Origin of the sequence: Burkholderia sp. Bp8991 (assembly GCF_003853795.1) — a bacterium.
Classification (GTDB): Bacteria; Pseudomonadota; Gammaproteobacteria; order Burkholderiales; family Burkholderiaceae; genus Burkholderia.
This window is the reverse complement of sequence record NZ_QTQJ01000025.1, coordinates 48,395-70,108: the sequence shown is the minus strand read 5'-3', so window position 1 is coordinate 70,108 and position 21,714 is coordinate 48,395. Positions and strand designations below refer to the sequence as shown.

21 protein-coding genes are annotated in these 21,714 nt (G+C 68.5%); 6 read left to right on the top strand and 15 right to left on the bottom strand.

Annotated features, from left to right (window positions below; translation table 11 throughout):
* Nucleotides 1-7: 7 nt before the first annotated feature.
* Nucleotides 8-1,570 carry a DHA2 family efflux MFS transporter permease subunit gene (locus tag DIE02_RS25390; RefSeq protein WP_124486794.1) on the bottom strand — a complete coding sequence of 521 codons (1,563 nt, stop codon included), beginning with the start codon at nucleotides 1,568-1,570 and terminating at the stop codon, nucleotides 8-10.
* 175 nt (nucleotides 1,571-1,745) lie between these two features.
* Nucleotides 1,746-2,234 carry a MarR family winged helix-turn-helix transcriptional regulator gene (locus DIE02_RS25385; RefSeq protein ID WP_124486795.1) on the bottom strand — a complete coding sequence of 163 codons (489 nt, stop codon included), beginning with the start codon at nucleotides 2,232-2,234 and terminating at the stop codon, nucleotides 1,746-1,748.
* A gap of 175 nt (nucleotides 2,235-2,409) precedes the next feature.
* Between DIE02_RS25385 and DIE02_RS25380 the strand changes: the two genes are divergently transcribed.
* Together DIE02_RS25380 and DIE02_RS25375 are read left to right on the top strand one after the other, a co-directional pair.
* On the top strand, nucleotides 2,410-2,694 hold the full coding sequence (locus DIE02_RS25380; protein ID WP_082088525.1) for a multidrug ABC transporter ATPase: 285 nt from the start codon (nucleotides 2,410-2,412) through the stop codon (nucleotides 2,692-2,694).
* Between the two features lie 273 nt (nucleotides 2,695-2,967).
* On the top strand, nucleotides 2,968-4,515 hold the full coding sequence (locus DIE02_RS25375; RefSeq protein WP_124486796.1) for an efflux transporter outer membrane subunit: 1,548 nt from the start codon (nucleotides 2,968-2,970) through the stop codon (nucleotides 4,513-4,515).
* 27 nt (nucleotides 4,516-4,542) lie between these two features.
* Here DIE02_RS25375 and DIE02_RS25370 read toward each other — a convergent pair whose 3' ends face one another.
* The 8 genes from DIE02_RS25370 to gspG are packed head-to-tail and all read right to left on the bottom strand — an operon-like array spanning nucleotide 4,543 to nucleotide 10,571.
* Nucleotides 4,543-5,331 carry a type II secretion system protein N gene (locus DIE02_RS25370; RefSeq protein WP_124486797.1) on the bottom strand — a complete coding sequence of 263 codons (789 nt, stop codon included), beginning with the start codon at nucleotides 5,329-5,331 and terminating at the stop codon, nucleotides 4,543-4,545.
* A gap of 31 nt (nucleotides 5,332-5,362) precedes the next feature.
* Nucleotides 5,363-5,869 carry a type II secretion system protein GspM gene (gene gspM / locus DIE02_RS25365; protein WP_124486798.1) on the bottom strand — a complete coding sequence of 169 codons (507 nt, stop codon included), beginning with the start codon at nucleotides 5,867-5,869 and terminating at the stop codon, nucleotides 5,363-5,365.
* Nucleotides 5,866-7,239, bottom strand: coding sequence for a type II secretion system protein GspL (gene gspL, locus DIE02_RS25360; protein ID WP_124486799.1), 1,374 nt, complete (start codon nucleotides 7,237-7,239; stop codon nucleotides 5,866-5,868). The genes gspM and gspL overlap by 4 nt, the downstream gene beginning before the upstream one ends.
* A gap of 24 nt (nucleotides 7,240-7,263) precedes the next feature.
* Nucleotides 7,264-8,376: a type II secretion system minor pseudopilin GspK gene (gspK, locus tag DIE02_RS25355; protein ID WP_124486800.1), complete on the bottom strand. Its 1,113-nt coding sequence runs from the start codon at nucleotides 8,374-8,376 to the stop codon at nucleotides 7,264-7,266.
* A 2-nt stretch (nucleotides 8,377-8,378) separates the two neighbouring features.
* A complete protein-coding gene (locus DIE02_RS25350) occupies nucleotides 8,379-9,083 on the bottom strand; it encodes a type II secretion system protein J (protein WP_124486801.1) in 705 nt (234 codons plus the stop codon).
* Entirely contained in the window at nucleotides 9,061-9,540 is a 480-nt protein-coding gene (gspI, locus tag DIE02_RS25345) for a type II secretion system minor pseudopilin GspI (protein WP_409333448.1), read from the bottom strand. The genes DIE02_RS25350 and gspI overlap by 23 nt, the downstream gene beginning before the upstream one ends.
* A 2-nt stretch (nucleotides 9,541-9,542) precedes the next feature.
* Entirely contained in the window at nucleotides 9,543-10,076 is a 534-nt protein-coding gene (locus DIE02_RS25340) for a GspH/FimT family pseudopilin (protein WP_124486802.1), read from the bottom strand.
* Between the two features lie 42 nt (nucleotides 10,077-10,118).
* The gene (gene gspG / locus DIE02_RS25335) at nucleotides 10,119-10,571 is read right to left on the bottom strand and encodes a type II secretion system major pseudopilin GspG (RefSeq protein ID WP_027783126.1); all 453 of its coding nucleotides are present in this window, start codon (nucleotides 10,569-10,571) and stop codon (nucleotides 10,119-10,121) included.
* Nucleotides 10,572-10,748: 177 nt separating this feature from the next.
* Here gspG and DIE02_RS25330 point away from each other — a divergent pair, with 177 nt between their 5' ends.
* Complete coding sequence (locus DIE02_RS25330) at nucleotides 10,749-11,159, top strand: hypothetical protein (protein WP_011882773.1); 411 nt, start codon at nucleotides 10,749-10,751, stop codon at nucleotides 11,157-11,159.
* 30 nt (nucleotides 11,160-11,189) lie between these two features.
* Here DIE02_RS25330 and gspF read toward each other — a convergent pair whose 3' ends face one another.
* From gspF to gspD, 3 genes are read right to left on the bottom strand one after another with little or no spacing between them, the layout of a single operon-like run.
* Complete coding sequence (gene gspF, locus DIE02_RS25325) at nucleotides 11,190-12,407, bottom strand: type II secretion system inner membrane protein GspF (protein ID WP_124486803.1); 1,218 nt, start codon at nucleotides 12,405-12,407, stop codon at nucleotides 11,190-11,192.
* Between the two features lie 4 nt (nucleotides 12,408-12,411).
* Nucleotides 12,412-13,911, bottom strand: a complete 1,500-nt coding sequence (gene gspE, locus DIE02_RS25320) for a type II secretion system ATPase GspE (RefSeq protein WP_124486804.1) — start codon at nucleotides 13,909-13,911, stop codon at nucleotides 12,412-12,414.
* Complete coding sequence (gene gspD / locus DIE02_RS25315) at nucleotides 13,908-16,214, bottom strand: type II secretion system secretin GspD (RefSeq protein WP_124486805.1); 2,307 nt, start codon at nucleotides 16,212-16,214, stop codon at nucleotides 13,908-13,910. Before gspD ends, gspE begins: the two co-directional genes overlap by 4 nt.
* A 368-nt stretch (nucleotides 16,215-16,582) precedes the next feature.
* On the opposite strand from gspD, the gene DIE02_RS25310 reads away from it, so the two are divergent.
* Together DIE02_RS25310 and DIE02_RS25305 are read left to right on the top strand one after the other, a co-directional pair.
* A complete protein-coding gene (locus DIE02_RS25310; protein WP_044845212.1) occupies nucleotides 16,583-17,032 on the top strand; it encodes a lytic transglycosylase domain-containing protein in 450 nt (149 codons plus the stop codon).
* A 172-nt stretch (nucleotides 17,033-17,204) separates the two neighbouring features.
* Nucleotides 17,205-18,518, top strand: a complete 1,314-nt coding sequence (locus tag DIE02_RS25305; RefSeq protein ID WP_124486806.1) for a GTP-binding protein — start codon at nucleotides 17,205-17,207, stop codon at nucleotides 18,516-18,518.
* A gap of 134 nt (nucleotides 18,519-18,652) precedes the next feature.
* On the opposite strand, the gene DIE02_RS25300 is transcribed toward DIE02_RS25305, so the two are convergent.
* Together DIE02_RS25300 and DIE02_RS25295 are read right to left on the bottom strand one after the other, a co-directional pair.
* Nucleotides 18,653-18,931, bottom strand: coding sequence for an HU family DNA-binding protein (locus DIE02_RS25300; protein WP_006401505.1), 279 nt, complete (start codon nucleotides 18,929-18,931; stop codon nucleotides 18,653-18,655).
* A 13-nt stretch (nucleotides 18,932-18,944) separates the two neighbouring features.
* Nucleotides 18,945-19,307 carry a hypothetical protein gene (locus DIE02_RS25295; RefSeq protein ID WP_124486807.1) on the bottom strand — a complete coding sequence of 121 codons (363 nt, stop codon included), beginning with the start codon at nucleotides 19,305-19,307 and terminating at the stop codon, nucleotides 18,945-18,947.
* 14 nt (nucleotides 19,308-19,321) lie between these two features.
* On the opposite strand from DIE02_RS25295, the gene mnmC reads away from it, so the two are divergent.
* Nucleotides 19,322-21,283: a bifunctional tRNA (5-methylaminomethyl-2-thiouridine)(34)-methyltransferase MnmD/FAD-dependent 5-carboxymethylaminomethyl-2-thiouridine(34) oxidoreductase MnmC gene (gene mnmC / locus DIE02_RS25290; RefSeq protein ID WP_124529803.1), complete on the top strand. Its 1,962-nt coding sequence runs from the start codon at nucleotides 19,322-19,324 to the stop codon at nucleotides 21,281-21,283.
* Nucleotides 21,284-21,714 lie beyond the last annotated feature (431 nt).

Genomic DNA, 21,714 nt, shown 5'->3' with positions numbered 1-21,714 from the left:
CGCGCGTTCAATGCCCCATCGCCGGCCCCGCGCCTTTCCTCGGCTTCGTGATCCACACAAGCGCCGCGAGTGCGATGAACACGCCCGCCGACAGATGGAAGAAGTCGTTGGTCGCCATCATGAAGCCCTGCTGCGTGACGAGCTGGTTGAGCTGCGCGTTGGCCGTCTGCCCGACGATCCCGAGCTGCGCGAGCGCGCCCTGGTAGTCGGTCGTGCTCTGCGCGTAGATGCTCACCGATTCCGACAGCCGCGCGTGGTGATAGATCGCATCGTTCTCCCAGAACGTCGAGCTGGCCGCGGTGCCGATCGCGCCCGACAGCGTGCGCAGGAAGTTCGACAGCCCGGACGCGCTCGCGAGCCGCTCGTCGGAGATGCTCGACAGCGTGATCGTCGTCATCGGCACGAAGAAGCAGGCGACGCCGATCCCCTGCACGAGCCGCGGCAGGATCACGTGGTTGAACGGCACGTCGAGCGTGAACGTCGAATTCCAGACCGATACACCCGCGAACACGATGAACGCGAAGCTCGCGACCATCCGCAGGTCGAGCCGGTGCATGTTGCGCCCGATCAGCGGCGACAGCACCAGCGCGAGCAGCCCGACCGGCGCGGTCGCGAGGCCGGCCTTGCCGGCCGTGTAGCCCATCACCGTCTGCAGCCACAGCGGGAAGATCACGACCGAGCCGAAGAACGCCATGAAGCCGAACGAGATGATCAGCGCGCCGAGCGCGAAGTTGCGGTCCTTGAACAGCGACAGGTCGACCACCGGTTCCTTCTCGGTCGCCTCCCACACGAGCATGAACGCGAGCGACACGACCGCGATCAGCGCGAGCGCGACGATGAAGCTCGAGTTGAACCAGTCGCGGTCCTTGCCGAGGTCCAGCATCATCTGCAGGCACGACACGCCGATCACGAGCAGCGCGAGGCCGATCGCATCGATCCGCTGCTTCGTCGTCTTCGTCTCGCGGCCGCGCAGCAGGAAGTACGCGCAGGCCGCCGAGAAGATGCCGATCGGCAGGTTGATGTAGAAGATCCACGGCCACGTGTAGTTGTCGCTGATCCAGCCGCCCAGCAACGGGCCGAAGATCGGCGCGACGATCACCGTCATCGCCCATAGCCCGAGCGCGAGCCCGCGCTTCGCGGGCGGATAGCTGCGCATCAGGATCGTCTGCGACAGCGGCACCATCGGCCCGGACACGAGGCCCTGCAGCAGCCGGAACGCGATCAGCGTCTCGAAGTTCTCCGCGAGGCCGCACAGCGCCGACGCGATCGTGAACGCGAGCACCGACAGCGTGAACAGGCGCACCTCGCCGACCCGCCGTGCGAGCCAGCCGGTCAGCGGCACCGCGATCGCGGACGCGACCGAATACGACGAGATCACCCACGTGCCTTCGCTCGTCGCGACGCCGAGGCTGCCCGAGATGGTCGGCACCGCGACGTTCGCGATCGACGTGTCGAGCACTTCCATGAAGGTGCCGAGCGCGAGCCCGACGGTGAGGAGCGCGAGCGCGCCGCCGGTGAGCGGCGCGGGTTGGGCGGCAGGTGGCGCGGCGGATGCCGTGGTGGCGGACATCGGAATCTCCTAGACGCGGCGCGCGAAGCGCGCCGGCACAACACACGGGCGCACCCTATCGCGCGGCCCGGACGGGTAGAACGGGTGAGGGGAGAGGTGGAGCACGTGCCTCGTCATCTTCTGCCCAGACAGAGAAATAAGCGAATGCTTAACCTAGACATCGGGCCTCCCGCGCTCAGCAATCCGGTTCGTCGGGCTTCGGGCAGCCGGCGTCGCCGGGCCCGTTGGCGATGAACCGCTGCAGCAGGCCGGTGAGCAGCGCGAGTTCGTCGGCCGAGAAACCGGCGAGCTGCGCGTTCAACGCGGTCGCGATCAGCGACGGCAGCGCGCGGGCCGCGTCGGCGCCGCGCTCGGTCAGCGTCAGTTCGATCACGCGGCGGTCCTGTTCGCTGCGCGAGCGCGCGACCAGGCCCTTGCGCTCGAGGCGGTCGAGCATCCGGGTCATCGAACCGCTGTCGTACGACATCTTGCGCGACAGCTCGAACGGCGTGCGCGCGTACCCGCGCGACAGCAGCAGGATCACGCCGATCTGCTGCGCGGTTAGGTCGTACGGCTCGAGTGCGCGGTCCATTCGCTCGACGAGCGCCTGCCGGGCCTTGGTCAGGTAATAACCGAGGCTCGTTTCCAGTGCGATGGTGTCGGGATCGTAGAGGCCGCCGTTCATGCGAATTGCGCGCGCAGCAACAGTGCGTTTCAGGTCAAAACGCGCCCAGTATCTTGAAAAATGATTGCTTAGTCAATATTATTTCAGGCAACCAGTTACGACGTGCATGCCGCACTGCCGGAGACGATGTTCTGACCGCTCAGCCCGCGCTGCCGGGCACCCGAGGATGTTCGCAATGCTGTTCCTGAAAAATGCCGCCGGCGCGCTGCGCCGCAACCTGACCGATACCGCTCATCATGTGTTCTCCGGGCCGCACCGCGGCTGGAAGATCGCGCTGTACGTGACGATGCTGGTGGTGCCGGGCGGGTCGCTCGCGGCGCTCGGGTTTGCCTGGTTCGATCACCGCCGGCAGCGCAACGCGAAGGGCGCCGCCCGCCGCACGAGCCGGCCGGCGGCCACGGAGCCGTCGACATGGCGGTCCGCCGCCGATCCCGTCCCGGTGCCCGCGCGCTGTCACTGACACCGCCGGCTCCCGTCATCCCGACCGAATGCCGGCCGCACCCCGCGGCCCGGCTTCGTCTGCGCCGCATTCGTCGCCTGCCTCGAGCGCAAGCGATCCGTAATGACCGGTAAACCGGCCGGCCGCGCCGGTAACACATTCGTGCCGCCGCGCACCGTACCCTTAGGGCTGCGCGGCTTTCCCGCCGTCAGTTACCATTTGTCCGCCAGCGGCACGACGACCGCATCGCGCGACGCCGCTCGCCGGCCGCAGCATCCCGACAGGAAAACCACCATGCCGTACGCTCCCCTCCCGCGCGCCCTTCGCCCGCTGAGCGCCGCCGTCGCCGTCGCGACGGCCGTGCTGCTCGCCGGCTGCGCCGTCGGGCCCGACTATCACCGGCCCGACACGTCGATCCCCGCCGCCTTCAAGGAAGCGCCGGCCGGCTGGAAAGTCGCGCAGCCCGCCGACCGCGCCGACCGCGGTCCGTGGTGGAGCGTCTACAACGACCCGCAGCTCGACGCGCTGGTCGGCAAGCTCAACGCATCGAACCAGACCATCGCGCAATCGGCCGCCGCGTACCGGCAGGCCCGCGCGCTCGTCGCCGAAGCGCGTGCCGCGTACTTCCCGACCGTCGGGCTGACCGCCTCGGGCTCGCGCTCCCGGACGGGGCGTACGTCGTCTTCGTCGAGCTTCGGCAGCAGTTCGTCGATCGGCAACAGCTACAGCGTCGGCCTCGACGCGAGCTGGGAACCCGACCTGTGGGGCAAGGTGAGCCGCACCGTCAGCGCGCAGCGCGCCGGCGAAGCGGCCGCCGCGGCCGATCTCGCGAACGCGCGGCTCTCGCAGCAGGCGCTGCTCGCGCAGACCTACTTCCAGCTGCGCACGTCCGATGCACTGCAGAAGCTGCTCGACGACACCGTGAAGTCGTACGGCGAATCGCTGAAGCTCACGCAGAACCAGTACGCGCAGGGCGTCGCCGCGCGCGCGGACGTGATCCAGGCGCAGACGCAGCTGCAGAGCGCGCAGGCCGCGTCGATCGACAACGGCGTCGCGCGCGCGCAGTACGAGCATGCGATCGCGACACTGATCGGCGAACCGGCATCGACGTTCTCGCTGGCGCCGAACCCGCTCGCGGCGGAGCCGCCGATCACGCCGGTCGACGTGCCGTCCGCGCTGCTCGAGCGCCGGCCCGACATCGCGGCGGCCGAGCGCCGCGCGGCGGCCGCGAACGAGCAGATCGGCGTCGCGATCGCCGCGTTCTTCCCGACGCTCACCCTGTCGGCCACCGGCGGCTTCCAGAGCTCGGTGTGGTCGCAACTGTTCACGCTGCCCGCGCGGTTCTGGACGGTCGGCCCGCAGCTCGCGGCGACGCTGTTCGACGCCGGCCTGCGCGCCGCGCAAACGGATGCCGCGCGCGCGACCTACGACCAGGACGTCGCCGCGTACCGCCTCGCGGTGCTCACGGCGTTCCAGGACGTCGAGGACAACCTCGCGTCGCAGCGCATCCTCGCTCAGGAAGTCGACGTGCAGCGGCAGGCCGTCGACAGCGCCCAGCACGCGCTCGCGATCGTCACGAACCAGTACAAGGCCGGCACGGTCGCCTACCTGAACGTGCTGACCGCGCAGACCACCGCGTTCACCGCGCAGCAGAAGCTCGCGACGATCGCAGGCCAGCGGATGGTGTCGTCGGTCGGGCTCGTGAAGGCGCTCGGCGGCGGCTGGGATGCGTCGGACATCGCACGCGAAACGGGCGACATGGCGGCGCCGGCGCCGGCATCCGGTGCGGCGGCGCCGGCCGCGACCGCACCGTCGGCCGCCGTGCCGCTCGCGCAGAAGTAAGACGGAAAGGAGAGGGTGGCGCGCGCGTCAGCGCGTCGCGTCGCCGAAGATCAGCGACACTTCGTTGTTGCCGATCGGATGGCCGAGCAGGTTCAGCAGCCCCGCGAGGTTCGCCTGCTGCTCGGGCGCCGCATGCGCGGTGCCGCGAAACGAACCCTGGCCGGGGCCGAAGCTGCCGTGTCCGTCGAGGAACAGCGGGCCCTGCGTCGTCGACAGGTCGAGATCGGCGCCCGAGCCCTTCGCCTGCAGCACTGCGCGATACGACCCGAGCGGCTTCACGCGCGACACGCGCGAACTCATCGAATCGATCGTCACCGTCAGCTGGCCGAACGCGCTGTTGCCGATCATCCGCCAGTCGGTCCAGCCGAGCCGCACGTCGCCCTGCAGGTCGAGCGTGTTGAACGGCGTGCCGAGCCCGGCAAGCAGCGACGCGGGCACGGCCATCGTGCCCGCCGACAGCACGGCGCCGCGCCACGTCGCGTCGAGCGTGACGGCGTCGGGCATCGCCTCGGTCTGCCGCATGCGCATCCGCACGCGCCCGCTCAGGAGCGGCCAGAAGCCCGTGGTCCATTCGACCCGCCCCGGCAGCAGCGTTGCCGCGCTCTGGTCCGCGCCCGGTCCGAGCATCAGCGTGCCCGACCCGTGCCACAGCGATCCGTCCGGATCGACGAGGTTCACGTGGCCGCCGCTCGCGCGCGCGAACTGCGGCGCGATCCACGCGGCCGGCGCGAGCGCGACGAGCGTCAGCGCCGTCGCGAACCCGCCCGCCACCACCCACGGCAATGCGGCGACGAGCCGCCTGATCCCTGGCCTCATCGGCCGACCGTCGCTGGTTTCATCCACTGCGTCATTTCTGCGTCGAGGGTTGCATCACGGCCGTCAGGTCGACCTGGCCGTCTTCCTTCAGTCCGGTCACGTGCGCTTCGCCGACCTGCACCTTGAACTGCCGGCGCGCGTCGTCGAGCCACTGCGTCCACACCGGAAACGAGGCGTTCTTCATCTGGATCTGCACACCGTTGCCGACGACCTGCACCTGCGCGCCCTGCAGCCCGTGATCGGACAACGACGCGGTGAGCGCGTCCTTCAGCGCAAGACCGGTCGGCGCGACGCCTTGCGCGGCGGCCGTCAACGACTTCGCCTCGTTGGCCTGCGCGGTCATCTGCGCGAGTTCCTGGCGCATCGTCGGGAGCTCGCGCCGGATCCGCGCGCGGCCTTCCTCCGCGGGCGACCACAGCACCGAATACGCGATCGCGACGGCCAGCACGGCGCCGCCCCAGCCGAGCAGCGTCCGCTCGCGCGGCGTGCGCTCGCCCCAGAACTGGGCCAGCGTCTGGGTCAGTTGTTCCGTCTTCATGAGCGGCTCCGGATCGTCCATTTGCCGGTGCTGCTGTCGACTTCGCCGGCCAGCCCGTTGCGCGCGAGACGCTGCGGGAAATCGGGGTCGACCTTGACCTCCGGCTTGAAGCCGACGTCGAGCCGCCGGTCGTGATAATCGAGCGACGCGATACCGTTCAGCGGCAGCGCGCCCATCGAACGCGACAGCCCGCTCGACAGCGCGAGGAAATCGTTCGGCGACAGCTCGCCCGCCGCGAGGCGCAGCTGGTCGAGCTGGCGCTGCATCTGCGCGGGCGGATCGAGCACCGTCGTCGTCTTGGGGAAGGCAGACAGCAGCGTCTCGGTGATCTGCGCGGACAGCGCGTCGCGCTCGCGCGACAGCTTCCACCAGTGCAGGTTCATCCCGATCACCGCGACGCCGAGCGTGGCCGCGGCGAGTGCGATCGGCACGCGCAGGCGCTTCAGCGTCGCGCGGTCGAAGCGCCACGGCTGCGATTCGAATTCGAACTGGCACAGATCGAAGCGCTCGGTCAGCGCACGCCGCGCGAACGCATCGAACGGCAGCGGTTGCGCGCCCGGCAGCAGCGGGCCGTCGGCGCGTCCGACCGACGCGAGGCGCGGCTCCGCGCCCGGTTCGCCGAGTTCGTACAGTTCGACGTCGCCGCCGCCCGCGAGCGCGGCGAGCGTGCCGGCCGCGCGCGACGCAGGCGCCGCGAACCCTTCGCCGAGCGCGCCGCGCGCGACCGCGAACTCGAGACGCGGCGCACCGGCCGCGGCCGGCTGCGCGCCGGCTTCCACGAGCACCGGCTCGATCGCCGTCGTGAGGCCGAGCACCGCGGCGACCGCGGTCGGGCGCGCAGGCGGCTCGACCGCATCCGTGAGCGCGTCGGCTTGGGTGGCCTCACCGTCGGCATGCGCATCCGGTGCAGCTTCCGCCGCCGGCGCGCGCGGTGCGGGCAGGCAGCGCGTCGCGGGCACCGCGCTCAGGTGCCGGTGGCCGGCCGCGGTGAAGGCATCACAGATCGCGCGGAACCACGCGCGGTCGACGACGGCCAGCACGCGGCGGCCGTCGGGCAGCGCGACCGGATCGAGCGCGACATGGCAGCCGAGCGGATCCTGGATCAGCTGATCCTCGACGATGTTCGGCAGCGCCTGGCGCAGCTTCGGCCCCTTGAGCGGCGGCACGGTCGCGGCCAGCAGCAGCACGTCGCGCGCGGCGACGATCAGCACCGTCGCGTTCGCGCGCGGCAGCAGCGCGAGCGCGGCGCGGCCCGCGCGCTGCACCTGGCCGGCCTTGTCCACGAGCGTGAACGGCAGCTCGGGCCACTGCCATTCCTGCAACGGCACGGCCGGCTCGCGCGGCGGCAAAGAAACAATCAGCGTGCTCAAGAGCTCCTCTCCCGGATGGCGTCGTTATAGCTGGTCGCGGATGCGCACGACCCGCGTCGAGTGCGTGGTCGGATCACGATACACGAGCGAGGTGCGATCGACCTCCGCGCGATCGTGCTGAATCCGGCCATGCACGATGAAGTAACTCGAATTGACGTCGACGAGGCTCGAGTCGATCGTCACGTTCGGCGCGCCGGCACCGCGCAGCGCGAGCTGCACGTCGCCGACGTTGCGGAAAAACACGGTCTCGCGCCGCGCTACGAGCGCCTGCGCGGACGACACGCTCATCCCCGGCATCAGCGCCGCGATCACCTCGGCCGGCGCGGTGTTCATGTTCACCGGCGTCGTGGTCGGCAGCACGGTGACGAACGGGCGCAGCCGCGCGACCATTTCGGGCGTGACGCCGTCGACGTCGAGCAGGCTGTCGACGCCGGTCATCACGAGCGGCGCGGGCCCGCGGTCGCCGTCGGACATCCCCGGCTCGTCGGTGAAGTTGCCGGCCGTGTCGCCGCCGGGCACCGGCGCGGTCGCGGCCGTTCCGGCGCCGGGCAGCGTCGGCGTCTGGAAACGCGTCGCCGAGTGCATCAGGCCCGCGCGCATCTGCAGCGCGATGCGCTTCGCGAGCGCGCCGTCGTAGCCGAGGGTCGTCAACAGCCGCTGGAACGCCTTGAGCTGCATCGCGTTGAGCTGCAGCACGCCGGGCGCCGGCGACGACACGAGGTTGCGCAGGTTGTACTTCGCCTGCGCGTCCTCGATCGATCCGGAGATGTAGGTGTCTTCGCCGCCGTTGTCGTTCGGCGCGCCGATCCGGCCGAGGAAATCCGACAGCTTCGTCTTCGCGATCGGCACGGCCCAGATCCCGCCGAGATAGGTGATGCCGGGCGCCGTGTCGCCCTCGGAGCGCAGGATCATGCGCGTCCAGTCGAGCGCGCCGCGCGCGACCCACTGCGCCTGCGCGATCACGCGCTGGTTCTCGATGCGGCGAATCTGCACCTGCTGGCGCCACAGCATCCCCGACACGAGGATCGCCGACAGCGCGACGACGAGCAGCGCGGTGATGATCGCCGCGCCGCGCTCGCGGCGGCCGCGTGCGGCGCGACGCTCGGCGAACCGGGAACGATGAGGGCGCGCGCGCATCGTCATTCCCCGACGAGGAAGATGCGCGTGACGGGCACGCGCAGCGAGGTCGCGCCGATGCTGACCTGCAGCCCCGTCACCGCGCGCGCCGGCGGCGCGTTGCCGATCTGCGGCACCTTCAGCGCATCGTTGTTCTGCGCGAGCGCGTCGTTGGCCGTCTGCAGGTTGGTGGTCCAGCCGACGCGCGGCACGTACAGCTTCGCGTCGATCGCACCGACGCCGCCCATCAGCGCGACCCAGCTCCAGCCGTCGACGCTGCTGTCCTTCAGCACGTCGCGCAGGCGGTTCGCGTCGTCGAGCGGCGGCGATGCATAGCGCACGACGCGCCCGCCGGCGATCCGGTAGCGGACCACCTGCAGCCGCGGCGCGGCGCCCGGCACGTCGAGCTCGCGGACGATCTGCAGCGTGTTGCCGGCGACGCCGATCGCCGGCTGGCCGGCTTCGTCGTCGGTCGCGGCGAGCCGCGCGTCGATGCGCATCTGGTCGAACATCTGCGCGAACACGCGCTCGTCTTCCATCGCGGCCGCGACCTTGTCGCGGCCGCGCATGATCTGGTCGAGCCCGCGCCACGACAGGATCGCGACCACCGCGAGGATCGCGATCGCGATCATCAGTTCGATCAGCGTGAAGCCGCGTACGCGGCGCGAGCCGGCGGCGCGCAGCGGCCGGCGCGGCATCGGCGCGTCAGAGCGGACGGCTGGTTTCATTCGCGACCACCGTCACCATTTGCGCGAGCACGCCGGCGCGCCCCGGCATGCTCACCGACATCTGCACGCGCCGGAACACCGGGTTCGGCGTCGTGCTCACGCGCTGCGTGCAGACCAGCTGCAGGTTGCCCTGCGAACAGTCGAAGCTCTGTTCGCCGACCTCCGGCCACGCATGCGTGAGGCGCAGTTGCGCGAGCGCGTTGTCGGCACTCCAGCCGGCGAGCAGCCGGCGGTGGAGATCGGATGCATTGGTCGCCATCGTGCCGACCGCGCGGATCGACGCGGCGAGCGCGACCGCGATGATCGCGAGCGCGACCAGCACCTCGATCATCGTGAAGCCGCGCGCCCCGACGAGGCCGGCCGCAGGCCGGTCTCCGGAGGAAGTACGCCTGGGGTGCCCCGAAGGGAGTCCCCTTGGGGGGCGGGAAGCGGCCGGAAAGGGCAGGCGACGACGCATCGTCATTGCACCTCGTAGCGGCCGTTGCCGGTGCCGACGATCGTCGCGCTGCCGACCGCCGAATGCAGCGTCACGCGCACCGGCGTGTCGATGCTTTCCGTGCCGAACACGACGCGGCTCGCGCGCGTGTCCGAACCGGGATAGTCGATATCGGCGCCCGTGACGCCGCCGTCCCAGTCGCGCGGGCGCAGCACGTCGTCGCGCAGCGTGTGCCAGCCGTCGGGCGAGCTCACGTCGAAGCGGAAACCGTGCGCGGTCGGCTGCCACGCGATCGGGCGCGCGCGCACCTGTGCTTCGTCGCCGGCCGTCTCGAACAGCAGCGCGATGCGCTGCGCTTCCTCGCGCAGGTCGGTGCGCGGATTGCGCGTCAGCGACAGCGACGCGAGCGACACCAGCAGGCCCGCGATCACGAGCACGACCAGCATCTCGAGCAGCGTGAAGCCGCGTGCGCGTGCCACGGTCACGGCCGCGCCGCGCCGCACGCGGCCGTCGCGGCGAGCGCGAGCGGAGCGCAAGGGCGTGCGAGGGGCGGGCATGGAGTGAAGAACGGGGAGAACGTCGGGACGGTCAGCGCAGGCTTACTGCCACGAACCGATGTCGGAATCGTTGCTCTCGCCGCCTTCCTTGCCGTCGGCGCCGTAGCTGAACACGTCGATCTCGCCGTGCACGCCCGGGTTCAGGTACTTGTACCCGTTGCCCCACGGATCGTTCGGCAGGCGCTCGAGATAGCCGCCGTCCTTCCAGTTGTTCGGGATCGGATCGGTGGTCGGCTTCTGGATCAGCGCGTTCAGGCCCTGTTCCTGGGTCGGATAGCGGCCGTTGTCGAGCCGGTACAGCTTGAGCGCCTGCATGATCGTGCCGATGTCCTGCTTCGCGGCGATACGGCGCGCCTCGTCGGGACGGCTCATGATCTTCGGCACGATCAGTGCCGCCAGGATCCCGAGGATCGCGACCACCACCATGATCTCGATCAGCGTGAAACCGCGCTGACGGCGCACGGCCGCATTACGGCGAGTGATCCACGTTTGCATGACTGACTACCTCTTCCAAAAAATGTCGTCGATTAAGTGACGCACCCGGCGCATTCCGGACGTTTGCCTGACGGCCAGCTTCCGTTTCCCCCGGGCGCGGAGCACGCATTGTAAGGCGCGCACTGCCGAGGGCTTTCACCCAACGCAAATTTCATATACATCCGTACAATAGCGCGCATGAACGCGCTCTCGATCCGGATCCTCTCCCTAGCCCTCTTCGCGGGTTTGTGCGCGACGGCCACCTACTGGGTCGTCACGCTGTCGGCCCGCGAAGCGCCGCTGCCCGCCGCCGCCGCGCGGTTGCCGATCCGCACCGAGGACGCCGCCGCGCTCTTCGGCGGACAGCTCGACAAGAATCCCGTGCAGGACATCCACCTGTTCGGCATTCTCGCGCTCGATCATGGCGGCGCCGCGATCGTCGGCATCGGCGGCGAACCGCCGCGCGCCGTGTCGCTCGGCGCGGAGCTCGCGCCCGGCGCGAAGCTCGCCGAAGTGCGCAGCCGCTCGATCATCGTCGACCGCAACGGCGCGCGCGCCGAAGTCCAGCTCCCCGCGAACACGCCGTCACCCGCGATCTACATGCGTTGAACGGCGGTGGCCCGACCGGCGGTCAGGCCGTCACTGCACCATGTTGTTCAGCTCGATGATCGGCAGCATCACGGCCAGCACGATCACGAGCACGATCCCGCCCATCGCCAGGATCAAGAGCGGCTCGAGCAGGCTCGTCAGGAACATCGTGCGGCGTTCGAGCTCGCGCGCTTCACCTTCCGCCGCGCGATCCAGCATCGTCGTCACGTCGCCCGTCGCCTCGCCGGAGCGGATCAGGTGCACGAGCACCGGCGGAAACGTCTTCACGTTGTTCAGCGCGCGCGACAGCGCGGAGCCTTCGCGCACGCGCACGATCGCGTCGTCGATGTTCGCGCGCATCGCGCGGTTCGACAGCGTCTCGCCGGCCGCCTGCAGCGCGCGCAGGATCGGCACGCCGGCCGCGGTCAGGATGCCGAGCGTGCTCGCGAAGCGCACCGTGTTGTAGCCGCGCACGAGCTTGCCCGCGAGCGGCGCGGTCAGCACCCAGCGGTCGAACGCGAGCCTGGGCCCGTCGCGCGACAGCGTCGCCTTCACGACCCACACGACGAGCGCGGCCGCGATCAGGATCGCCCACCACCAGTGCCGCACGAAATCCGACAGCGCCATCATCACGACCGTGAGGATCGGCAACTGCTGCTTCGTGCTCGCGAACACGTTGACGACCTGCGGCACGACGTAGCTCAGCAGGAACGTGACGATGCCGAAAGCGATCAGCGTGACGATCCCCGGATACGTGAACGCGAGCAGGATCTTCTGCTTCAGCGCGTTGCTCTGTTCGATGTAGTCGGCCAGGCGCGACAGCACGATGCCGAGCTTGCCGGTGTGCTCGCCCGCCGCGACGAGCGCGCGATAGATTTCCGGGAAGTCGCGCGGATGCTGGCCCAGCGCATTCGCGAGCGAGTGGCCGCCGAGCACCTCCGCGCGGATCGAGGCCATCAGTTCGCGGATGTAGTCGCGCTCGGCCTGCTCGGTGAGCACGCCGAGCGCCTCGTCGAGCGGCAGCCCCGCGATCAGCAGGCTCGCGAGCTGGCGCGTGAGGATCGCCTGTTCGCGCTGCGACAGCTTGCGGCCGAACGCGAGGCGCTGCGAGCGCGCGCCGCGGCTCGCGCTGGCGGCCGGCTCGACCACCAGCGGCGTGAGCCCCTGCGTGCGCAGCTGGCCGCGCGCGGCGCGCGCGCTGTCGGCATCGATCACGCCCTTCTGCGCGCGCCCGGCCGAATCGATTGCTTCGAAACGGAATGCCGACATCGCGCTATGCGCCTCCCGTCACGCGCAGCACTTCCTCGAGCGACGTCGCACCGGCCGCGAGCCAGCGCTCGGCGTCGTCGCGCAGCGTGCGCATCCCTTCCGCGCGGCCCGCGGCGAGAATCTCCGCATCGGCCGCGTTGCGGTGGATCAGCGTACGGATCGAATCGTCGACCACCAGCAGTTCGTATACGCCGCGCCGGCCCGTGTAGCCCGAATGCCCGCACTTGTCGCAGCCGACCGGATGCCACACGGTGCGGCCTTCCTCCTGCCGCTCTTCCTTGCAGACCGGGCAGAGCTGCCGCACCAGGCGCTGCGCGAGCACGCCGAGCAGCGACGACGCGAGCAGGTACGGCTCCACGCCCATGTCGGTCAGGCGCGTGACGGCCGATGCCGCGTCGTTGGTGTGTAGCGTCGCGAGCACCAGGTGGCCCGTGAGCGACGCCTGCACCGCGATCTGCGCGGTTTCGAGGTCGCGGATTTCGCCGATCATGATCACGTCCGGATCCTGGCGCAGGATCGAACGCAGTGCGCGGGCAAAGGTCATCCCGATCCGCTCGTTCACCTGCGTCTGGCCGATGCCGGACAGGTCGTATTCGATCGGATCCTCGACGGTCATGATGTTGGTCGTCGCCGTTTCGAGCCGCGACATCGACGCATACAGCGTCGTCGTCTTGCCCGAGCCCGTCGGGCCCGTGACGAGCACGATGCCGTGCGGTCGCGCGATCAGCTTGTCGAACTGGACGAGCGTGTCGCGGCCCATCCCGAGCGCTTCGAGGTTCAGGCGCTGCGCATCCTTTTCCAGCAGACGCAGCACCGCGCGCTCGCCGTGCCCGGTCGGCAGCGTCGACACGCGCACGTCGACCGGCCGGCCGCCGACGCGCAGCGTGATGCGGCCGTCCTGCGGCAGGCGTTTCTCGGCGATGTCGAGCTGCGCCATGATCTTGATCCGCGAGATCAGCGCGCCGTGCAGCGCCTTCTTCGGGCGCACGACGTCGCGCAGCGTGCCGTCGACGCGAAAGCGCACGACCGATGCATTCTCGAACGGCTCGATGTGGATGTCCGATGCCTGTTCGCGCGCCGCTTGCGTGAGCAGCGCGTTGATCATCCGGATGATCGGCGCGTCGTCCTCCGATTCGAGCAGATCCTCGACTTCGGGGATGTCCTGCATCAGCCGCGACAGGTCGACTTCGCCTTCGACCTCGCCGACGATCTGCGCCGCGCTGCCGTCCTGGCGCGCGTAGGCCTGGTTGATCGCCTGCGCAAGTTCGTCGGCCGGCACGCGATGCACGGAGATCGAGCCGAAGTTGCGCGCGATTTCGGCGAGCGCCGCATCGTTCGTGCGTTCGCTGATCCACACCTCGAGCGTGTCGTCGAGCTGGTGCGCGATCAGCACCTGGCCGCTCTTCGCAAAGCCGTACGGCAACAGGCGCGCGGCGAGCGGCGACGGCGGCTGCCGTTCGCCCGGCGCGCCGTCGTGGGCGGAGGACGCGAGCACGTCGGTCACTGCGAGGCTCCCGACGGCACCGTCAGCGGCTGTTGCTGCATCTGCTGCTGCGGCACGGCTTGCGGCTGGACGGCCGGTTGCGCCTGCTGCGCCGGCTGCGGGCCCTGCTGCTGGCGGCGAATCTTCGTCAGGTCGAACAGGTTCAGTGCCGAGCCGCCTTCGCTCGGGCCGAGCGGCATCGGCGGAACGGTCGGATCGTCCTTGTCACGCATGACGTTGTTGTCAGACTTATACGAGCCCGTGACGCCCTGGATATAGTCGTAGCGGTTCGCCGACACCGCCTGCGCGGTCTGCCGGTCGGTGATGATCACCGGGCGCAGGAACACCATCAGGTTGGTCTTCTGTCGGTTCTTCGATTCCGAGCGGAACAGCTGGCCGATCCACGGGATGTCGCCCAGCAGCGGCACCTTGCTGTTCGACACGTTGTAGTTGTCCTGCATCAGGCCGCCGAGCACGATGATTTCGCCGTTGTCCGCCAGGATCGTCGACTGGATCGAGCGCTTGGTGAAGGTCGGGCCGGTCGTGGCGGTCAACGTGCTGGTGACGACCGCCGAATCCTCGGTGTAGAGCTGCAGCTTCAGGATGCCGCCGTCGGTGATCTGCGGCTTCACGTGCAGCGTGAGGCCGACATCGCGGCGATCGTAGGTATTGAATGCGTTGTTCGTGTTGCCGCTCGTCAGGTTCGAATACGACCCCGTCGGAATCGGCACGTTCTGGCCGACGACGATCTTCGCCTCTTCGTTGTCGAGCGTGATGAGGTTCGGCGTCGACAGCACGTTCGCGTCGCTCACGCCCGCGAAATAATTCAGCAGCGCGCCAAGGCCCTGCACGCCGAACATGTTGTGCAGCCAGCCGACGTTCAGGCCCGGCAGGAGCGTCTGCCCCAGCGCGCCGAGCCCCGCCGTACCACCGGCGGCAACCGCGCCCGACACCCCGAGGATGTTGCCGCTGGGCGTACCGGGGGCGCTGAAGTTCGTGCCGCCGAGAAACTGGCCCTGGGCGATCTGCCACTGGATGCCGAGGTTGCCGGACGTATTCGAGTTCAGCTCGACGATCAGCGCTTCGATATAGACCTGCGCACGCCGTGCGTCGAGCTGGTCGATCACCGAGCGCAGGTTGCGGTAAACGGGATCGGACGCGGTGATGATCAGCGAGTTGGTGGCCGCGTCGGCCTGGATCATCCCGCCCGGCTGGTTGTCGTCGCCGCTCTTGTCCTTGTCGCCGCCGAGCAGGCCGCCCGTGCCGAGACCGCCGCCGCTGGACGAACCACCGCCGTACGACGACGAAGACGAACCGCCGAGGCCGCCCGACGGCAGCGGCGGGGTGCCCGACGTGCCGGTCGAGAAGTTGCCGCTCTGCGACGAGCCGCCGCCCTGGTTGAAGCTGTTCGCGTCGTTGGACGACGCCGACGAACCGCTGTCGCTGCTGCTCTTGCCGAGCATCCCGCGCAGCGTCTTCGCGAGCTTCACCGCGTCGGCGTTGCGCAGCGGCACGACGTGCATGTTGCCGGGCACCGCGCTCGGCGCGTCGAGCTGCTGCACGAGGCGCTTCGCGGCCGCAAGGCGCGACGCGCTCGACGCGCGCAGCATCAGCGAGTTGGTGCGCGGGTCGGCGGTGACCGACACCTTCAGCGTCGCGTCGCTGTTGCCGATCGCGCCCGGGTCGAGCATCTTCTGCAGCTGCGCGGCGAGGTCGATCGCGTTCGCATTGCGCAGCGGCACGACCTGGACCTGCGCGCCCGCGGCGCTATCGACGCCCGAGATGATCTGCGCGATGCGGCGCACGTTGTCCGCGTAGTCGGTGACGACGATCGTGTTGTTCGCCGGGTAGGCGGTGACCGTGTTGTTCGGCGAGATCAGCGGCCGCAGCACCGGCAGCAGGTTGTTCGCCGATTCGTTGCGCAGCTCGAACACCTGCGTGATGACCTGGTCACCGCGCGCCTGCGGCGCATTGCCGACATAGGTCGGCACGCCCTGCAGCTTCGCGTCGGCTTCCGGCACGACCTTCAGCACCCCGTGATCCTGCACGAGCGCGAAGCCCTGCATGCGCAGCGCCGACTGCAGCGTCTTCAGCGCCTGGTCTTCCGGCACCGGCCGTTCGGCCACTAGATTGAGCTGCCCCTTCACGCGGGGGTCGACGATGATGGTCTTGCCGGTTGCGGCACCGATCGCCTTGGCGACCTGGTCGATGTCCGCATTCACGAAATTGAGCGTGACCTGAGCGTAGGCGGCCTGCGAGACGATGATGCCGGCGACGATCAGGGTCGTCGCGATGCGCCGCATAACGAAGCGATTTCTTGTCATGGATGAATGGGTCGATGCCGGCTCAGGCCACTTCCGGCGGTAGTGCTGGGATCCAGGTCCGAAAGAGGCGACATTAGCAGCTTTTCATGTCCGAAATATCACATTGAGCCGAGGACTGTCTCACATACGACATGTATCCGGCGCGCCGTATGCAATATGTAAGATTTCGGCGCCGCCCCGGCATGCCGTCCGTCGCCGTCGTTTTTGCGATGAATCGACACGAAAATGCGGTATAAACGGGCAGCCGTCGTTCGCATGTCGCCACGTGACGGACTCTCGGTATGATACGGGCGGCACGTTTCCAGTCGCACGAATAACGGACACGGGTTTTCCCGATCCTTGCGCCCATTCCTTTCGTTTTCCGCACCATGAACAGACGGTTCGCTTCGATCGCGTTGATCGCCGCCGGCGTGTGGTTCGCCTGCGGAAGCGCACGCGCGGATTGTTTCGACGAGGCCGCCCGCTACCAGAAGGTCAATCCGCTGATCCTGCGCGCGATCGCGTGGCAGGAGTCGCACAACCGGCCCGACGCGCTGAACAAGAATACGAACGGCTCGGTCGACTATGGCCTGATGCAGATCAATTCGATCCACCTGCCGGCGCTGTCGCGCTACGGCATCGGCCGCGACACGCTGATGCAGCCGTGCAAGAACGTCTACATCGCCGCGTGGCACCTGCGCCAGAAGATGAATCGCTACGGCAACACATGGCAGGCCGTCGGCGCCTATCATTCGGAAACGCCGTCGCTGCGCGACAAGTATGCGCGGCAGATCGCCGGGATCCTGACGCAGTGGAAGCTGATGCCGCCCGAGCAGTGACGCCGCGCCGCGGCGCTTGCCGACGCCGTGCCGCTCGGCCGGCGCGCGTTTGATGCACAATGCGGATCTCACGCTGCGGTTTCGACCGGCCCGGGCGACCGGCTCCGGGCCGATCGCGCCCCGTCAGGGCGCCGCGGCCGCTTTTCCCTTTTTTCCGTTGGTGCAAATCGTTATGAATCCGGCAATGAACCAGCCGTTGCCCGTCACCGTGCTGTCCGGTTTCCTCGGCGCCGGCAAGACCACGCTGCTCAATCACATCCTCGCGAACCGCGCAGGCATGAAAGTCGCCGTGATCGTCAACGATCTCGCGGCGGTCAACATCGACGCGTCGCTCGTACGCGATGCGCAGGCGCTGTCGCATGTCGAGGAACGCCTGGTCGAGATGTCGAACGGCTGCATCTGCTGCACGCTGCGCGACGACCTGCTCGTCGAGATCCGCAATCTCGCGGCGGATGGCCGCTTCGACGCGATCGTGATCGAATCGACCGGCATCGCGGAGCCGATGCCGATCGCCGAAACCTTCACGTTCGTCGACGACGACGGCGCATCGCTGTCGAACGTCGCGCGGCTCGACACGCTCGTCACCGTGGTCGACGCCTACAATTTCCTGCGCGACTACGGTTCCGACGACGCGCTCGCGACGCGCGGCATCGCCGCATCGGACGAAGACGATCGCACGCTCGTCGAGCTGCTGATCGAGCAGATCGAGTTCTGCGACGTGCTCGTGATCAACAAGACCGACCTCGTCGGCTCGGAAGAACTCGCGCGCCTGCAGCACATCCTCGCGCGGCTCAACCCGCGCGCGCACCAGGTCGTGTCGACGTTCGGCAACGTGCCGCTCGAGGAAGTGCTGAACACCGGCCGCTTCGATTTCGACGAGGCCGCGAACGCGCCGGGCTGGCTCGCGTCGCTCGATCACGATCACACGCATTGCGACGATCCCGAGTGCCACGATCCGCATCATGCGCACGTGCATGGCGAAGCCGACGAATTCGGCATCGGCAATTTTGTTTACCGCGCGCGCCGGCCGTTTCATCCGGCACGGCTCTGGGCGCTGCTGCATCAGGAGTGGCCGGGCGTGCTGCGCAGCAAGGGCTTCTTCTGGCTCGCGACGCGCAACGACATCGCGGGCTCGCTGTCGCAGGCGGGCGGCGTATGCCGGCATGGCCCGGCGGGCCTCTGGTGGGCCGCGCAGGATCGCGCGGAATGGCCGGACGACGACGAGTTGCTCGCCGAAATTCGCACGGAGTGGCAGGGCGACCTCGACGACCGCTCGGTCGGCGATCGCCGTCAGGAACTGGTGCTGATCGGCATCGGGCTCGATGCCGACACATGGCGCGCAAAACTCGACGCATGCCTGCTCACCGATGCGGAATTCGCGCTCGGTGCGGCGCAATGGAGCACGTTCGACGATCCGTTTCCGGTGTGGGATGTCGATGCGCACGACGACGACGATCCCGGCGACACGCAGATCGTGCACGCGTAATACGCGGTAAAAACGGCCTGCGACAGGCAACCGTTAAATCTTGCAAGAGGGGCGCGAACTGTGGCAAAAATGCCGCGCGCGCCCAACAAAAAACCCGCCGAAAGGCGGGTTTTTTTCCTGGAACAGGCGCTGGATTAACGCTTGTTGACGGCGTCCTTGAACGCCTTGCCAGCCGTGAACTTGACCGTCTTGGCTGCCGGGATCTTGATGGTTTCGCCGGTCTTCGGGTTGCGGCCCGTACGTGCTGCGCGCTTGCCCGAACCGAAGCTGCCGAAGCCGATCAGCTGAACCGCATCACCCTTCGACACGGCCTTCTTGATGACTTCGAGCAGCGTGTCCAGCGTTTCGCCGGTTTGAGCCTTGCTGGCGCCCGTTTGGGCGGCGACGGCGTCGATCAGTTCCTGTTTGTTCATTAAGGTTCCTTTTTCAGGTTAGGTTTGACACGAACAGCGCGAACGCGCCGATTATACGTGCGCGAACCGTGCCGTCGAGAGTCAGACTTCGACGGCACAGCGCCGAATCCTGGCCCGCGCGACGTGCCGTCCGGTTTGCCGGAAGGCCACCCCGCGGTACGGCGTTGCTATGATAGCGCAGCGCAAACCCAATAACGACAAGGGTTTCAAAGATTTTCATCGGTATTTCGCCGAATGAATCGTCGATTGCCCGTTTTTTGACCTGCGCCAACCGGACGGGATACGCAGCCGGGTCCGCCGCCGCGCAACGCCGTTGGTTTTTGCCAACGACCCGCCGGACGCCTCCGCGCAATCCCTTGCCAGGCTTGGCTGCCACGTTTTTTGTTTCGCATGCCCGACCGACTCGTTCCCGCCACGCTCGCGTTCCGCGACGACGGCACCCTCATCTCGCCCGCGTACGGCGACATCTATCACAACGTCGCGGGCGCGCTCGCGCAGGCGAACTACGTGTTCATCGCGGGCAACGCGCTGCCCGGGCGCTGGCAAGGCCGGCGCACGTTCACGATCGTCGAGACGGGGTTCGGCGCGGGCGTCAACTTCCTCGCGACCTGGGCCGCCTGGCGCGACGATCCCGCGCGCTGCGAACGGCTGCATTTCGTGTCGTTCGAGAAGCATCCGTTTTCGCGCGATGACCTGCGCCTGGCACTGTCCCATATGGTTGCGAACACAACTATATCGACGGAAGCAGAAATGCTCGCCGATGCGTGGCCGATGCTCGTTCCCGGTTTTCATCGCCTCGAATTCGACGCTGGCCGGGTCGTGCTCACGCTCGCGCTGGGCGACGCGTGCGAGATGCTGCCGAAACTGGTCGCCCGCGCCGATGCGTTCTATCTGGACGGTTTCGCGCCCGCGAAAAACCCGGATCTCTGGTCGGCCGATGTGTTCCGCGCGCTCGCACGTATCGCCGCCGAGAAGGCGACCTTTGCGACTTATTCGAGCGCGGGCGTGGTGAAACAAGCGCTCCTCGAAGCGGGTTTCACGTATCGCAAGATGGCCGGGCTGGCCGGCAAGTTCGCGATGCTCGCGGGCGAATACGCACCGCGCTGGCGGATGCGCCGGCACGAACCGCCGCGCGCCTTGCCGGTTGCCGCGCGCGACGCGATCGTGATCGGCGCGGGCCTGGCCGGCTGCGCGGTCGTCGAACGTCTCGCCGCGCGCGGCTGGAACGTCACACTGATCGAGCGGCACGCGCGGATCGCGAGCGACGCATCGGGCAATCCGGCCGGCGTATTCCATCCACTGATGACGCGCGACGACAACGTCGCGAGCCGCCTCACGCGCAGCGGTTTCCTGCATGCACTGACACGCTGGCGCGCGCTCGAGCATGCGGGTCATGCGTTCGCGCGCAGCGCGCGCGGGATGATCCATCTCGCGGAATCGGCCGACGATTTCGTGCGGATGCGCGACGCGTTCGACGCGCTCGGCGCACCGTCCGACTACGTGTCGCTGCTCGACACGGACGCCGCGCGCGCGCATCTGAACCTGCCGGTCGCACATGGCGGCCTGCTGTTTCCGCACGGCGGCGCCGTCTGGCCGGCCGGGGTCTGCGCCGCACAAGTCGCGGCGGCCGGTGAACGCGTGACACTGCTCGCCGGCACCGAAGTCGCGCGAATCGAGCGCGATGGCGACACGTGGCGCGCCGTCGACGCGGCAGGCGCGACGCTCGCCGAGGCGCCGGTCGTCGTGCTCGCGAACGCCGGCGACGCCGTGCGTCTCGCGGGCCTGCGGCACGTCGCGCTGCAGCCGGTGCGCGGCCAGCTCACGCTGCTGCCGCCCGGCAGCACGGCACCGCTGCCGTGCCCCGCGATCGGCGACGGCTATGCGGTACCCCTCGACGACGGCACGCTGCTGATCGGCGCGACGTTCGAACCCGACGACCTCGATCCGGCGATGCGCGGCGCCGGGCATATCGAAAATATCGAGCGCGTCCGGCATCTGCTGCCCGGCCTGATCGGCGAGTTGCCGGACGTCGATACGCTGCGCGGGCGCGTCGCGTTTCGCTGGGTCGTCGCCGATCGCGTGCCGGTGATCGGCCCGCTCGCCGACGAAGCGCAGGCCGTCGCGAACGCACGCGCGCTGAGCGGTGCGAGGGCGCGCGACCTGCCGCGCACCGCGGGCCTGTACGGCGCATTCGGCTACGGTTCCCGCGGCCTCGTGTGGGCCGCGCTCGGCGCCGAACTGATCGCGTCGCAACTGGAAGGCGAGCCGCTGCCGCTCGAGCGCGAACTCGCCGATGCCGTCGACCCGGCCCGGTTCCTGATCCGCGCGCTGCGCGGCCGCCAGATCGGCTGATCTCGTCAGCCGAATCCTCACAGTCCTTCGATTTTTTCGCGCAAGGTTATCCACGCGACGCTGTGGATAACCGCGCGAAATCCGCACGCACTTCGTGTGCAATCACAGTGGACGTAAACTGGGCAACTCGGCACAGCTGTGAAACGGCCCGAAAGTTGCCCAACTCAAACCTCTGTGAGCAAACAGCCTGTGCAACGACTTATGGCCGCGCCAACGCCTTGATCTTGTTGCGTAAACCGAAGTTATCCACAGAACTGTGAGCGCCTTGTTAACTTCTACTACGTATATATACAAGTAAACCATTGAAACCAAAGACCTGTGGCGCCTCACAGCGCCGCGAGTCGATTCAATCGGTTCCGGAGCGAAAAAGCTGTGGCACAATCGGTTTCCTTCGCGTTCGTTCGGCCAAGCGCCGGACATGCTTCAATGGA